A 15097-nucleotide genomic window follows, 5' to 3' on the forward strand; every position below is an offset into this window, starting at 1 on the left:
CGCGTGCTTAACGCGCAGCGTAAATCTCAAACCACAGCAAACCCCTTATCCAATTCACTCACCCCCAAGCCACTCTTTTTCGTCACGCGAAGCTGCGTCGGTATGCGTTCTTTCATCGCCTCAATATGACTAATCACCCCAATCATCTTACCCGAGGCATTCAGGTTATCTAAGGCATCCAGCGCCAAGTCAAGAGTCTCAGTATCCAAGGTGCCAAAGCCTTCGTCTAAAAACAGTGAGTCGATACTGGTTTTATGGCTGACTAAATCAGACAGGGCCAAGGCCAGCGCGAGGCTAACTAAAAAGCTTTCACCGCCCGACAGCGTTTTGGTATCGCGCTCTACGTCACCTTGCCAGGTATCGATAACGCTTAGCGCTAATCCTTCTTCGTCTTTGCGTTTTAACAGGTAACGACCATGTAAACGGTCGAGTTGTTTGTTGGCTAAATAGACTAAGTTATCAAGGGTGAGGCCTTGAGCAAAACGACGGAACTTATCACCATTAGCTGAGCCTATTAAGGCGTGCAAATAACTGACATCATCGTAGTGTTGCTGCTGTTGCTCGATATGTTGAAACAGCCCGCGCTGACGTTCGCCTTGTTCACGGTCGGCCTGTAACTGTTGGTTGAGTTCGCCTTGTCTTTGTACCAGCTTGTCTTTTTGGCTGTGGCCTTGTTGCAGCTGATTTTGCACTTGCTCGGGCGATTCTTGTTGCCAACTTGCTGCGTGTTCAGCTTTTTGCAATACGCTGAGATATTCATTCGCTTGCTCTAACAAGGTATTGGCTCGTTGCTGTTCTTGGTCGAGTTTTTGTTTTAATTCACTTAAGCGGGTCCGTTCTTGCTCAGGCAGTAAGGCTTGTTCAAAGTTCAGCTGCTCAGCAAAAGGGCTTTGTGCTAAGGCTAATTGCCATTTTTGCTCGTCTTGCGCTAACTGTTGTTGCAACTCGCCTTGGCGTTGTTCGTTGTGCTCAATAGTATTTACTAGGTTGTTGTACGCCTGTTCAGCCTCTTTGTGCCGCTGACTTTGCTGGCCATAAAGAGTTTCGTTTTGATTAACTAAGTCACTCGCTTGTTGCCGAGCTTGTGGCACCGCTTTATCACCAAATAAGACTAAACGCTGCGTTTGCTGCTCGCTTATTTGTTGTGCAAGGCCGTCAAGCTCTTGTTGCATTGCAGCAAGTTGGCTCTGCAGGTCTTGCAGCTGTTTCTCAGTACTGGCAAATTCATGCTGGGTGCTGGCAATGGTTTTGCTTAGCTCATCATGTTGTTGGGCGTGCTGCTGATACGCAGCGGCGTCTTGGCGTTTAATGTGAAGCCACTCAAGCAAATTGGTATCTGGCAATACATAACCTAGGGCCGTAATGTTCGTACTGAGCGCCTGCTGATTCTTTTTAATCGTGGTATTGAGCTCATTCAGCTGCTCGGTGCTTTTGTGTTGACTGGCTTGCAAATTGGCTTGGTTTTGCTCTAATAATCTGAGCTCACCCAGCGCTTTATCATGTTCATTGTGCGCTGCATCGAGCTGCTGTTTGCTATGGGTTAATGATTTTTCTAGTTGCCGCAAAGTTTGTAGTTGCAGCCCTAGTTGTGCAAACTCTTGTTTAAGTTTACTTTCAAAACTCACTAACGCTGCTTGATCACTTATCTCACACTCAAAACCCAAGTGCTGAGTCAGGCTCAGCCACATATTTGCTGACTCTGCGATGTGTGCGCTGTGGGTTTGAATACTGAGCTCGGCATCTTTAATCTGTTGCGCAATAAACTTAAGCTGCTGACCGGTTTGAGTGCCCTCTTCAGTGACTTTTTCTAAGGCTAAACGAGCATGCTGTAAGCGCTGTAAGGTATCTGGCAAATTCAGTGCTTTAGTAGCCGCTTTAGGGTGCTCTGTGGCGCCGCACAGGGGGCATTCATCGTTGTCTTTGAGTATGCTGCGATACTGCGCCAATTGTTCTTCTTGCGACACTAAACGCTGTAAATCCTCAACAACTTGTTTTTGCTGTTTGTACTGTTCGGCTAAGGCATTACGCTGCTGAGTTAATTCGCCATGATTGACCTGCAGCGTTTGTAAATCAGCTTGCTTGATGACCTGCTCTTTATTTAACTGCAGATAACGACGCTGATGTTCGTGGGTTTTATGAAACTGTGGCCACAGGGCATTTATCTGGCTTTGTTGCTGCTCAAGCTTGGCCACATCTCCTTGTTGATTTAGGTGCTCAAGCTCGTGCTGCTGTTTTTGCCATGCCGAATGTTGCACCTTTACCGCAGCGGCAAGTTGCTCCAGCTGTGTTTTAAGCCCAATGATGTGCTGGTTTTGCAGGCTTAGTTGTTGTTCTTGTTGCTGTGTTTCGCCTTCAAGCTTGTGCTGTAATTGCTGCTCGCGCTGTAATTGTTCAACTTGAATTTGCCAAGCACTGAGATGCTCAGCCACTGCACTGTCGGCTTGGTGTGCTGTCAGGTAGCTTTGCACTTGTTGTTGCTGCTCTACCAGCTGGTGCAAACTGCTTTGCGTATTTTGTTGTTGCTGAGTAATACTCTGTTGCTGCTGGCGAACTCGACTTAGCTCAACTTGTTTGTCGGCCTGTTTATTGGCCAGTAACTGAATCGCCCCGTCTAGAGGCAGCACTTTGTCGGTGATCAACTGCTCTTGTTGTTGCTGAGCATGTTTGGCTTGCTGCAAAGCCTCAACACTTTGTTTTAAAGCCTGTTCAGCCTGTTTCAGTGTTAAAAAGGCAGTGGCCTTATCTTGGTTTTTAAGCACGAGTTGCTGGCTGATTTTAGCCAGCTCATTGTTAATACTTTTACGTAATTCCCATTGGGTACGTAAGCGTTCTGCGGGCTCGCTGTTAGCCAATTTATCGAGCTCAGGTTGAGCGATGGCAATGGCCTCGAGAGCTTGCTGTTGCAGCTCGCAGGCACGTTGCTGCTGTTGCTTGGCGCTATGCGTTTTGTCCCACCAGCTAAGATGGTGTTGCCACTGCGCAAGCTGCTGCTCTAGGTTTTGCTGCTGTTGCTGGCACTGACCACGTTCTAGTTCAAGCTGCTGTTTTTGTTCGCTGCTTAATAATTGAAAGCCTTCGGCTTTGGCGTTTAGCTCTTTGAGAGTTTGCTTGGCCTGACTGTAATGCTCGTGCACCTTTATAGATACCAAACCATAAATATCGGTACCGGTTAACTCTTCAAGTAGCTCAGCACGCTCACTTTCCTGTGCATTTAAAAAGGCGGCAAAGTCACCTTGGGATAGCATCATGGACTTAGTAAAGCGACCAAAATCTAAACCGGTGATGCGCTCTACTTCTTCAATTTTGGGTTTTATCTGACTGGCGATTACTTTGCCACTGGCTACCTCGGCGAGCTCAGTATCGGCTTGTTGTAAGTTGCCATCCACCTTGCCCCGCGAACGGCGCATGCTCCAAAACGCGCGGTAGGCCTTACCTTTTACTTCAAACTCGACTTCCGCTAAACACTCTGCGGTGCCGCGAGTCATCAGTTCGTTGGATGAGGGGGTGATTTGCCCTAATCGTGGTGTTTGGTGATAAAGGGCCAAACAGATAGCGTCGAGTAACGTGGTTTTACCTGCGCCGGTTGGGCCAGTAATAGCAAACAAGCCATTATCAGCAAAAGGTGACTCAGTGAAATCAATTTTCCACTCGCCTTTTAGGGAGTTAAGATTTTTTAAACGTAGGCTGAGGATCTTCATAGCGGTTTACCCTCGCCAGACACAACTGCATTCACCTTAGGTTCTAACACAGAGCCTTGTTGAGCCTCTGACAAGATTATTTCAAATTGCTCTCGTACTCGCCCTAACCTAGCTTGTTGCTCGTCACCCTCGAAGTTTTCCATTTTTAAGCGTAATTCAAATACCTCATGGGGGCTGAGTTCTGCTAGGGTTTCGCTGTGCTGCTGACTCAATAACTGACGCTGTTTATTGCGGCTACGGCGCAATTGCAATACTTCAACATTTAAGCCTTCTGTCAGAGCTTGAATACGTTGCTGTAAGTCAGATAAATAATCTTGGGTTTCTACCTCTATGCACAACCACGTCAAAAATTCGTTACTTTTAAAGGGCTGTAAAGCCTGCTCAATGGCGGATAAATCACCCTTAATGACTTGCATCGCTTGAAATCGTGGCACATCGAGGGCGCTTATCTGCACAGGGTTTATTTGGCTAAACGCCACCAACATGACTTGCTTTTGGGTACTGAGTTCATCAAAGCTCAGAGGAATGGGCGAGCCGCTGTATCGAATATGCTGTTGTTTGGCCACGACTTGCGGGCGGTGAATATGGCCCAAAGCAATGTAATCAGCAGGAGGAAACCCATCAGCGGCAAAGCCATCTAACGTGCCGATGTAGATGTCGCGCACACTGTCAGATTGCGTCACGCCCAGAGCAGTTAAATGCCCAGTTGCAATAATCGGCAGTGTGACCCCATGTTGCTGTTGGTGCCTTTGTTGTTGCAATAATGCCCGTTGATACAGTGTGGCGTAATGTAACTTGATAGCATCACCTAAGGCTTGGCGTTTATCTACCCCAGTGTCACCCGCACTGCTTTGCAGTACATCGCGAGCGCGAATAAAAGGCACGGCGCAGAGTATGGCACCAGGCTTGCCACTTTTATCGGGAATACAAAACACCTGCTCATGACTATCAACGCCAGTACTGGCCACCACGAAGGTATTTAAACACGCGAGTATCTGCTTGGATTCATTCAAGGTAGACACCGAGTCATGGTTACCGCCTAAGACCACTAACACACAATTAAGCCGCTGTAAGTCCACCACAAACTGATTATAGATTTCGCGGGCATAACTGGGCGGGGTGCCGGTATCAAAGATATCACCCGCAATGATGACAGCGTCTATTTGTTGCTGCTCGACTTGCTCTAACAACCAGTGAATAAATGCTTGATGTTCGTCTTTACGACTTTTGGTAAAAAAACTCTGACCTAGGTGCCAGTCAGAGGTATGGAGTAGCTTCATGCCTGCGATCCAGAAGGTAAGCAATACAATGTCTAAATAACAAGCTAACTGCTTGTTACCAATCAAAAATCTTACATTACACTATCGCTTGTTCGCTTGGCAGTAAAAAAATAATTTTTACGCCTTGGCTTTGCGTCAACTTGCCAACAAAGCCTTAACTGGCGTGCTTAAACCGATTGAGTTGTTGCTTTAAGGTTATTACCTCATGCTCAAGGCTTTCTCTGTCGTCTAGTAAGTCTAAGATCAACGCAATGCCCTCCCAATCGAGCGCGAGATCACGCTTAATTCTTGCGGCTTTTTTTACCGTTAAGACACTTGCCACGCTGAATTGCCATTGGCTAGGTTCTGGCCCTTGCTGCATGGGATTAGCTATATTGTGCTCGACCAATTCGTATAATAGATGCAGGTCAATATCGCTAGAGGCACACAGTTCTTCACTACTGACACAGCTGTCTTGTTCTGAAATCGTAATTTGCAACATGTTTATTTACTCCACGTAGCGCGAGGGTCAAACTGAGTTTTTTCAGCTAATTCAGCCCATAAGGTTTTACTGGCATCATTACTTGAGCTAGGTACAACCACTTTGAGAACAGCATACAAATCGCCTTGCTGTTTTTTATTTAGCAAACCTTTACCTTTGATACGTAAACGTTGTCCTGACTGACTATTTGCAGGAATATTAAGTTGAATTTGGCCTGTTAAGGTGGGCAATTTGAGCTTGGTGCCCAGCACAGCTTCCCAAGGTGCAATGGGTACCACGATACTGAGGTTTTGCCCGTCTACATCAAAAAGAGGATGAGGCACAAAACGGATCTGCAAATACAAATCACCATTGTCAGCTTTTGTGGTGCCCGGCCCCCCCTGCCCTTTAAGACGAATTCGTTCACCGTTGGCTACGCCGGCCGGAATTTTAACTTTCAGCGACTTAGGCTGCTCGGTAATGCGACCACTGGCATCTTGTTGCTTTAAGCTAAAGTCAACGGGTTTGGTGGTATCGGTTAAGGTTTCTTCCAAAAACATGGCAAATTCAAGTTCAATATCTTGGCCTTTTTGACGACGGGTTGAGCCACCACGATGCTGCCTGCCATGCTCGGAGCCTGCGTGTCTTGCACCAAATATTGAATTAATAAAATCAGTAAAATCTTGTTCGGTTTGCGGATCACTGTGTTGGTAGTTGCCCTGTCCCCCATGAGCGCTTTGTCCGCTGCGGGAGCGATGTAGATGTTGCCTGCGTAATTCATCATATTGGGCGCGGTCTTTGGCGTTATGGAGTACCTCATAAGCTTCACCAATTTCTTTAAATTTGGCCTCTGCATCAGGGTGTTTACTGACATCTGGATGATATTGCCGTGCGAGCTTTTTATAGGCCACCTTGACGGCTTTATCATCTGCTTGTGGCTCAATACCTAATACGCTGTAGTAATCTTTGAAATTCATTCTCGCCTCTAAAACGCAACATGATGGGTGGTATGCCGTTTGCTGTTCTTCATGATACGGCGTGACTGGTGTCAGTAGCTTGATCTTAATCAACTCTAGCAGTCTAGCCTATTCGCTAGGCCAATGTTGAAATAAGCGTATGCGGCTATTTGTTTTAGCTGAGGCGCCCCATTCGCGTTTAGCATGCAGGGCTTTTGCTCAGAAAATGCCTTCAATTGGGGTGATTTTTTAACTGTGCGATTTATAGTGCAAGGCGATGACTGAGTGGGTAGGCGATTCAGTCAATGCCCTGTGAGACAAACGCCACTTACCCTCAATCAACAATGCCAGTGGTACATCATTTTGCTTCACAAGGGCAATTTTATCTCGTTGCCATGGTGGTATTTGCCATTCTTTGTACCACTGTTTGAGGGGTTTAGAATGTTGACTGCCTTGGGGCGTGAAGCGCTGCGAATAACCGCCAAATTGCAGTTTAATTTCGCCTAAATCTGGCGCAATCAATAAATGACAGTCCGAACTTTGGGCATAGGCGTGACGTGTACTCACTAAGGCGCCTAAAGGGCTGGGTAAAGATAGGTGGTTTTGCTCTTGCCACACTAGGGTGTGGGGCAAAATATCTGAGGTCAGCGGAACAAGATGAAGTTCATCAGCAAAACGCCTAAACTGCCAGTTACCCCACTGAAGAATGGGATTGGCGTCGGCCTTTGCATCGATCACCTCGTGTTTTATCTTTTGTAAAATGGCCTGTGAAGGGCTTTGGATTTCCAGCTGATGCAGCCACTGCCGAACAATTTGCACCAACCAACCATTGCTTACTTGCTTTAAAGCCGCAAGACTCAAGGTGGTATTTGACCGGCGGATCTCTTGTAGTTTTTGTTTACTCACTTCTTCAAGTAGCGATTGCTGCTCGGCGCACAAAGCGGCACTGCGAGAAACGGTTTTGGCAATTTCAGGCCATTTGTGCACTAAACTGGGAAGGATCTGATGACGCAAAAAATTTCGTTCAAAGTTGGTATTTTGATTCGACTCATCTTCTACCCAATCTAGCTTATGCTGGGTGGCGTAAGCGACAATTTGATGCTGCGACACGCTTAATAACGGCCTTGCCAGATGCACGACTTTATCAGTACCCGGCAGGGTTTTACTGCTGTAGGAAGCCATAGCGGCCAAGCCTTTTGGCCCCGCTCCCCGTTTTAGCTGTAACAGAAAGGTTTCGAGCTGATCATCTTGATGTTGAGCGAGTAAAATCACACTATTTACCGGCGCTAACTCATACAACTTAGTGTAACGCGCGGTTCTTGCTAATGCTTCTAGGCTTTCACCCGTGCCCTGCGCCAAGGTCACTTTTGCTGCACTAAACGGCAGCGCTAAGTCTAAGCACACTTGTTGACAATGCCTTAGCCAATCATCGGCGTGTTGGCTCAGACCATGATGAATATGAATAGCACTAAGTGGATTATTAATGTCGCCAGCGTCCCGTAAGGCACACATTAAATGCAACAAAACGTGCGAATCAACACCGCCACTATAAGCTAGAACTAAGCCTTGCTCTGGTCTAAGTGCTAAGGCACTAAGCTGCTGTTGAAGCGTGTGGATGAGTTGCATAAACCATTAATAGTTGAGGCCTATAAAAAGCACAAAGCCACTGCTTGGCATGCCAGCAGTGGCTCGTAGTGAATCTATGGGCGTTTAACAATAACCAAAGGACATTAAACGCTCGTAACGTTGCTCTAATAACTCTTCATTAGATAGGCTAGACAATTGCGCTAATTGTTGCTTAAGGGTTGCTTTTAAATTAGCAGCCATACTGTCGTGGTCGCGATGTGCACCGCCAAGAGGCTCTTCGACAATATGATTAATTAACCCTAGCTCTTTAATTTGTTTGGCGCTTACCCCCATTGCTTCTGCGGCAAGCGGTGCTTTTTCAGCACTTTTCCACAAAATCGAGGCGCAACCTTCTGGTGAAATGACCGAATAGGTGCTGTATTGCAACATGTTTACTCTGTCGCCCACACCGATAGCTAAGGCACCACCAGACCCTCCCTCACCGATAACGGTACAAATAATCGGTACTTTCAGACCCGCCATGACTTTAAGGTTCATGGCAATCGCTTCACTTTGGCCGCGCTCTTCTGCTCCAACACCCGGATAGGCTCCTGGCGTGTCGATAAAAGTAATGATAGGCAAATTAAACCGCTCTGCCATTCTCATCAAACGTAAAGCTTTGCGGTAACCTTCAGGTTTTGGCATACCAAAGTTACGGCGGATCTTTTCTTTAGTATCACGGCCTTTTTGATGGCCTATAACCATAATCGGACGACCATCCAATTTAGCCAAACCACCCACAATCGCTTTATCATCAGCAAAGGCTCTATCACCGGCTAATTCTTCAAACTCAGTGAACATTCTCGCCACGTAGTCGAAAGTATAAGGGCGCATCGGATGACGTGCTAATTGGGATACTTGCCAAGCGCCTAAGTCAGCAAAGATTTTTTTACTTTGCTCCGCACATTTCTCACGAAGTTTGGTGATTTCTTCCTCGATACCTACGTCAAATTCACCACCCTGATTGACCAGTCGCAACTCTTCAATTTTTGCCTCTAAAATGGCGATGGGCTTTTCAAATTCTAAGAAATTTACACTCATTACACACCTAATTGTTTTGCTTACAGTCTATTGTTAATGCCGACTCAATGAAAGACGAGATCAACCTGAGCCGCGCCCAGATACTGCTGTAAGTCATATAATAATTCATCTTCAGGGGTTATATACCACTGTGCGCCAAACGCTAAATTTGCCTCTGCATCTGGATGGCGATAGTGCACTAGCACCGGACAGCTGCCACCTTGATAAGGCGTCAATATAGTTTGCAGTTTAGCGAGACTCGCAGGATTGCACCAGCTTGATTCCAAATGAATTTGTACTGCCTTCGCGTTTTTCTCACGGGCTTGTACTATATCCATCGCATCGCGGGCCTGTATTGTATTGCCCCCAGAGAATTCATCAAAGCTGACCTGTCCACTAATGACTAATATTTTGTCAGTTTGCAGCAAACTTTCGTATTGTTCGTACATTTCAGGGAAAAAGCGTACATCAATTCGGGCGCTTTTGTCATCTAAAGTCACCAATGCCCAGCGTTTTCCACGTTTATTTGTCATCACCCTAACACTTAGCACTAAACCAACAGCATAGGAGGTTTGATCTTTGTTTGTGGGTTTTAGATCAACTAGGCGTGTTGGCGCATAGTGTTTCATCTCAGCAAGGTATTGGTTGATGGGGTGGCCGGTCAGGTACAAACCCAAGGCTTCTTTTTCGCCATCCAGCCAGACTTTTTCGGGCCACTTTGGTACATCAACAAAGGCTTGTTTAACTAACTCAGGCTCAGTGGTGAGCAAGCCGAACATATCAGATTGACCATACGACTCAGCCTTTGCGTGCTGGTCTGCGGCCGCTAATGCATCAGGTAAGGTCGCCATAATAGACGCTCGATGAGGGCCTAAATTATCAAAGGCTCCAGCGTTTACTAATTTTTCGAGTACCCGTTTATTGATTTTTTTGATATCGACTTTGGCACAAAAGTCGAACAAGTCAGAAAACTTTTGGTGTTTTTCGCGAGCGGCAATAATGGCTTCTATTGGTCCCTCACCGACCCCTTTAATGGCGCCAATACCGTAAACAATACGGCCTTGTTCATCCACGGTGAATTTGTATTTACCGGCGTTTAAGTCAGGCGGCAAAATCTCAATCCCCATGCGCTGGCATTCGTCAACTAAGGTGACGATTTTGTCGGTATTGTCCATATCAGCTGACATAACCGCTGCCATAAACTCTGCGGGATAGTGAGTTTTCAACCATAAGGTTTGATACGACACCAAGGCGTAAGCAGCCGAGTGCGATTTGTTAAAACCATAGCCGGCAAACTTTTCAACCAAATCGAATATTTTGATCGCAAGGTCGGGGTCAATATTGTTATTTTTTGCGCCTGTTTCGAATGATTCACGCTGTTTGGCCATTTCGTCAGCGTTTTTCTTGCCCATTGCTCGGCGTAATAAATCGGCGCCGCCAAGGCTGTAACCTGACATGACCTGAGCAATTTGCATAACCTGTTCTTGGTATAAAATAATACCGTAGGTTGGCTCGAGTATTTCTTTTAAGCACTCGTGTTGGTATTGCGCATCAGGATACGAAATCGCTTCACGGCCGTGTTTACGATCGATAAAGTTATCTACCATGCCTGATTGCAATGGGCCGGGACGAAATAAGGCCACTAACGCGATAATATCTTCGAAGGTATCAGGACGAAGCCGTTTAATTAGCTCTTTCATACCGCGAGATTCTAGTTGGAATACCGCGGTGGTTTCTGCGTTTTGCAATACTTTAAAGCATTTGGCGTCAACCAAGGGAATGGCGGATATATCAACCTTGATACCCCGCCCACTGGCTATCATGTCGATGGCCCATTGAATAATGGTTAGCGTGCGTAAACCCAAGAAGTCAAACTTAACCAAACCGGCATATTCAACGTCATTTTTATCAAACTGGGTGACAGGGTTTTTACCTTCATCATCACAATATAAGGGCGCAAAATCAGTAATTTGGGTCGGGGCGATAACCACACCACCGGCATGTTTTCCGGCGTTACGAGTCACGCCTTCTAGTATGCGACACATGTCGATGAGCTCTTTTACGTCTTCATCTTCATTGTATAGTTCAGGTAAACGAGGCTCTTCAGCAAAGGCTTTTTCAAGGGTCATACCCGGTGTCGGAGGGATCAGTTTTGAAATACGATCGTTAAAACCGTAAGGATGACCGAGTACCCGCCCTACATCACGCACCACCGCTTTTGCCGCCATCGTACCGAAGGTTATAATCTGCGATACCGCTTGGCGTCCATAAAGTTCTGCGACGTGTTCGATAACTTCATCGCGTCTGTCCATGCAAAAATCGACATCAAAGTCAGGCATGGAGACCCGTTCCGGGTTAAGGAAACGTTCGAATAGTAGGTCAAATTCTAAGGGATCAAGATCAGTAATGCCTTGTGCATAGGCCACCAATGAGCCCGCACCCGACCCTCGTCCAGGTCCAACAGGAATACCGTTATCTTTACTCCATTGAATAAATTCCATGACGATGAGGAAGTAACCTGGAAAGCCCATTTGGTTGATTACGTCCATCTCAATTTGCAAACGTTCATCATATTCAGGGCGACGCTCTAGGCGTACTTGCTCATCAGGAAAAAGAAACTCAAGACGTTTCTCTAGTCCTTCTTTGGATACTTTAACCAAGTATTCGGAGTCGGTTAAACCGCCGGTGGGAAATTGCGGTAAGAAATACTCGCCCAATGTAATTGTAACGTTACAACGCTTAGCAATTTCTACGGTGTTTTCGATGGCTTCTGGAATATCAGCAAACAGTTCGAGCATTTCTTCGCTGGAACGTAAGTATTGTTGTTCGCTATAAAGTTTTGGACGACGGGGGTCGTTGAGGGTAAAGCCGTCATGAATAGCGACTCTGATCTCATGAGCAGCGAAACCTTTTTCTTCAATAAAGCATACTTCATTAGTGGCCACGACAGGTAAGTCATGAGTAACAGACCACTCTACCGCACGGTGAATGTAGTCTTCTTCACCAAGGCGACCTGTGCGAGTTAATTCAAGGTAGAAACGGTCATAGAAGTGTTGTTGATAAAACTCGGTGATGCGTTTTGCGGCATCAAGATTACCTTTGGTCAAGGTTAAACCTAAATCGCCGTTGCGCCCGCCTGAAAGGATAATAAGCCCTTTTGCGTGCTCGACTAACCACTCTTGGTCAATGACTGCTTTGTCTTGTACTGAGCCTCGTAAATAGGCCTTAGAAATTAATAAGGTGACATTTTTATAGCCATCATTATCCATGGCTAAGATGGTTAAGCGAAACAGGGTGTTTTCTAACTCGGTACTTTGTACCCAAAAGTCAGCCCCAACAATAGGCTTAATTCCACTTGCATGCGCGGCACTATAAAATTTAACTAAGCCGCACATGTTCATTTGGTCGGTAATGGCCACCGCGGGCATGTCTAGCTTTTTAATATTCGCTATGATGGGCTTAATTTTATTTAAGCCGTCCATCATAGAATAATCACTGTGCACTCTTAGGTGCACAAAGTTTACCGGCGATTCTGCCATTTAATTTCCTGCCAATTGGCCATCACGTGCAGCTAAAGCAAGCTGCACTGGTTTAAAACTCATTCGATGAAGGGACAAGGGCCCTAGTTCACGTAATTTAGCTAAATGTAGCGGCGTTGGATAGCCTTTATGTTTGGCAAACCCATACTCTGGGTATTGACTATCTAGGGTGAGCATTTCATGGTCACGAACCACTTTAGCAATAATAGACGCTGCTGAAATCTCAGCAATTAGCCCGTCTCCTTTTACAATCGCCTCGCTGGAATATGACCATTTGGGGCACCGATTCCCGTCTACCATGACGTGCTGTGGTTGAATACTCAAACCTTGTACTGCGCGGGTCATGGCTAACATTGTCGCCTGTAAAATATTTATCTCGTCAATTTCTTGAGGAGTAGCACGACCAATAGACCAACATAAAGCATCACGATAGATAATTTTGGCAAGGGCTTCGCGTTTTTTCTCAGACAATTTTTTAGAGTCTGCTAAACCGCTTATGGGCTTATTGGGGTCAAGAATCACGGCTGCGGTGACCACATCGCCAATCAGTGGCCCACGACCGACTTCGTCAACGCCAGCAAGTAATTGATGCATTTATTTGGCCTCTATTAGGGTCAGTACCGCATCGGCAGCTTGTACATCAGCGTTTTTCTTTAAAAGTAAGTGCAGCTCAGTAAAGCGCTTGATCAACTGTTGCTGGACGCGCTCATCAGTCAGCATTGGCAGCAGCAGTTCACTGATGGTTTGCGCATTAACGTCTTCTTGCAACAATTCAGGAATGATCTTTTCATCGGCCAGTATATTGGGCAAAGTAAAATATTTAGCTTTATACATCCACTTCATCATTTGATGAGTAAGTTTGTTTAAGCGATAAGCAGCGACCATAGGCCGTTTGCATAACATGGCTTCTAAGGTTGCAGTGCCTGAAGCGAGCAATACTGCGTCAGAGGCAATCATCACCTGCCTTGAGTGGCCAATCACAATGCGATAATCGACATAATTTGCTCGGTTGGCAAAGTAGGTTTCAACTTGAATTTTTCGCTGACGATTGACTACCGGAATAAGTATTTTAAGACCAGGTTTGGCTTCGGTTAGTATTTCAGCACTTTGCATAAAAATATCCAACAACGTCGCTACTTCGCTTTGCCGGCTGCCTGGCAACACTGCCAAGACCGTGTCGCTAGGACTCAGATTTAAGGCTTTACGGGCGGCTGATTTATCCGGCTCTAACGGGATATCGTCAGCAAGGGTATGACCCACAAATTCACAGGGAATAGCGTGTTTGCTGTACACCGCTTTTTCGAAGGGAAAAATACTGAGTACCAGATTGGTGGCTTTGGCTATTTTAAAAATACGTTTTTCACGCCACGCCCAGACAGTGGGACTGACATAGTGAACCGTTGGGATACCCTGACGTTTCAATTTCAGCTCTAAGCCTAAGTTAAAATCTGGCGCATCAACCCCAATAAAAACATCCACCGGATGTGTTATAAAATAGTGCAGCAGTGATTTTCGCACAAACAATAATCGGCGAATGCGAGACAACACTTCAACCAAGCCCATGACCGACAATTCTTCCATGTCAAACAAGGACTCGCAGCCTAGACCAAGCATCTTCGGCCCAGCAATGCCCACAAAATGCGCATTAGGATGAATCGTTTTAATTTGTTTTATTAGGCCAGATGCAAGAATGTCGCCGGATGTTTCACCGGCGACAATACCAATTCTTAGGGGTTTGTGTCGCATGATTTAGCGTACAATACCTCGAACAGATTGCTCAATGAAATCCGCTAAAAGCAACACTTCAGGGGTGTCTTGCGATGATTCTCGAATTAAGCTCACCGCTTCTTCGGCTCTGTTACCATTTCGATAAATGATCTTGTAAGCGCGCTTAATTTGCAAAATGGTGTCAGCAGAAAACCCTCTTCGACGTAAACCTTCAGAGTTGATTCCGTGTGGAGCGTTGTCTTGGCCAATCATGGTGTAAGGTACGATGTCACGTAAAACAATGGCGCCACCCGCAATAAAACTATGAGAGCCAACATGACAAAACTGATGAACCGCAGTCATACCACCAAGGATTACCCAATCTCCGACCGTCACATGGCCAGCCAAGGTGCACAGTGAAGCCAGAATACTGTTATCACCAATGATGCAATCGTGAGCGATATGGGAATTAGTCATAAATAAATTATGACTGCCAATTCGAGTAATGCCTTTGTCTTGCACTGTACCACGATGGGCGGTTACGCCTTCCCGAAAGACATTATTGTTACCAATAATTAACTCGGTTACCTCACCTTTGTACTTTTTGTCTTGGCAGTCTTCACCAATAGAACCAAACTGGTAAAAATGATTATTACTGCCGATAGTGGTTTTACCCTTTACTACGACATGAGATTCAAACTTAGTGTTATCACCTATGCTTACGTTTTCATCTATAACGCAGTACGGACCAACGCTAACATTATTACCAAGTTCAGCTTTAGGATGGATTATTGCAGTAGAATGGATCACG

The 15097-nt window shown here is 45.9% G+C and carries 10 protein-coding genes; all 10 read right to left on the minus strand.

The annotated features are described in order from the left end of the window. Positions 1-26 precede the first annotated feature (26 nt). The 10 genes from NWQ57_RS03230 to lpxA all read right to left on the minus strand — a co-directional run bounded on the left by NWQ57_RS03230 (position 27) and on the right by lpxA (position 15096). On the minus strand, positions 27-3698 hold the full coding sequence (locus NWQ57_RS03230; protein WP_306020601.1) for an AAA family ATPase: 3672 nt from the start codon (positions 3696-3698) through the stop codon (positions 27-29). After that, positions 3695-4978 carry an exonuclease subunit SbcD gene (sbcD, locus tag NWQ57_RS03235; RefSeq protein ID WP_306020603.1) on the minus strand — a complete coding sequence of 428 codons (1284 nt, stop codon included), beginning with the start codon at positions 4976-4978 and terminating at the stop codon, positions 3695-3697. Before sbcD ends, NWQ57_RS03230 begins: the two co-directional genes overlap by 4 nt. 154 nt (positions 4979-5132) lie before the next feature. Beyond that, entirely contained in the window at positions 5133-5459 is a 327-nt protein-coding gene (locus NWQ57_RS03240; protein ID WP_306020604.1) for a chaperone modulator CbpM, read from the minus strand. Positions 5460-5461: 2 nt separating this feature from the next. Next, positions 5462-6415 (minus strand): DnaJ C-terminal domain-containing protein, encoded by a 954-nt coding sequence (locus tag NWQ57_RS03245; RefSeq protein WP_306020605.1) that lies wholly within the window; start codon positions 6413-6415, stop codon positions 5462-5464. Positions 6416-6643: 228 nt separating this feature from the next. After that, positions 6644-8020, minus strand: coding sequence for a tRNA lysidine(34) synthetase TilS (tilS, locus tag NWQ57_RS03250; RefSeq protein WP_306020606.1), 1377 nt, complete (start codon positions 8018-8020; stop codon positions 6644-6646). Positions 8021-8104: 84 nt separating this feature from the next. Next, on the minus strand, positions 8105-9061 hold the full coding sequence (gene accA / locus NWQ57_RS03255; protein ID WP_306020607.1) for an acetyl-CoA carboxylase carboxyl transferase subunit alpha: 957 nt from the start codon (positions 9059-9061) through the stop codon (positions 8105-8107). 44 nt (positions 9062-9105) lie between these two features. Then, positions 9106-12525, minus strand: coding sequence for a DNA polymerase III subunit alpha (gene dnaE, locus NWQ57_RS03260; protein WP_372340881.1), 3420 nt, complete (start codon positions 12523-12525; stop codon positions 9106-9108). A gap of 54 nt (positions 12526-12579) precedes the next feature. Beyond that, entirely contained in the window at positions 12580-13173 is a 594-nt protein-coding gene (gene rnhB, locus NWQ57_RS03265) for a ribonuclease HII (protein WP_306020609.1), read from the minus strand. Beyond that, on the minus strand, positions 13174-14325 hold the full coding sequence (gene lpxB, locus NWQ57_RS03270; RefSeq protein ID WP_306020610.1) for a lipid-A-disaccharide synthase: 1152 nt from the start codon (positions 14323-14325) through the stop codon (positions 13174-13176). It abuts the gene before it with no gap. Between the two features lie 3 nt (positions 14326-14328). Then, the gene (lpxA, locus tag NWQ57_RS03275) at positions 14329-15096 is read right to left on the minus strand and encodes an acyl-ACP--UDP-N-acetylglucosamine O-acyltransferase (RefSeq protein WP_306020674.1); all 768 of its coding nucleotides are present in this window, start codon (positions 15094-15096) and stop codon (positions 14329-14331) included. Position 15097: the final 1 nt, after the last annotated feature.

This window comes from Paraglaciecola sp. (genome assembly GCF_030730205.1).
In the GTDB taxonomy this organism is placed as follows: Bacteria; Pseudomonadota; Gammaproteobacteria; order Enterobacterales; family Alteromonadaceae; genus Paraglaciecola.

Coding starts and splice junctions, on each gene's coding strand:
- NWQ57_RS03230 (WP_306020601.1), bottom strand. CDS start 3,698: ATGAAGATCCTCAGCCTACGTTTAAAAAATCTTAACTCCCTAAAAGGC.
- sbcD (WP_306020603.1), bottom strand. CDS start 4,978: ATGAAGCTACTCCATACCTCTGACTGGCACCTAGGTCAGAGTTTTTTT.
- NWQ57_RS03240 (WP_306020604.1), bottom strand. CDS start 5,459: ATGTTGCAAATTACGATTTCAGAACAAGACAGCTGTGTCAGTAGTGAA.
- NWQ57_RS03245 (WP_306020605.1), bottom strand. CDS start 6,415: ATGAATTTCAAAGATTACTACAGCGTATTAGGTATTGAGCCACAAGCA.
- tilS (WP_306020606.1), bottom strand. CDS start 8,020: ATGCAACTCATCCACACGCTTCAACAGCAGCTTAGTGCCTTAGCACTT.
- accA (WP_306020607.1), bottom strand. CDS start 9,061: ATGAGTGTAAATTTCTTAGAATTTGAAAAGCCCATCGCCATTTTAGAG.
- dnaE (WP_372340881.1), bottom strand. CDS start 12,525: ATGATGGACGGCTTAAATAAAATTAAGCCCATCATAGCGAATATTAAA.
- rnhB (WP_306020609.1), bottom strand. CDS start 13,173: ATGCATCAATTACTTGCTGGCGTTGACGAAGTCGGTCGTGGGCCACTG.
- lpxB (WP_306020610.1), bottom strand. CDS start 14,325: ATGCGACACAAACCCCTAAGAATTGGTATTGTCGCCGGTGAAACATCC.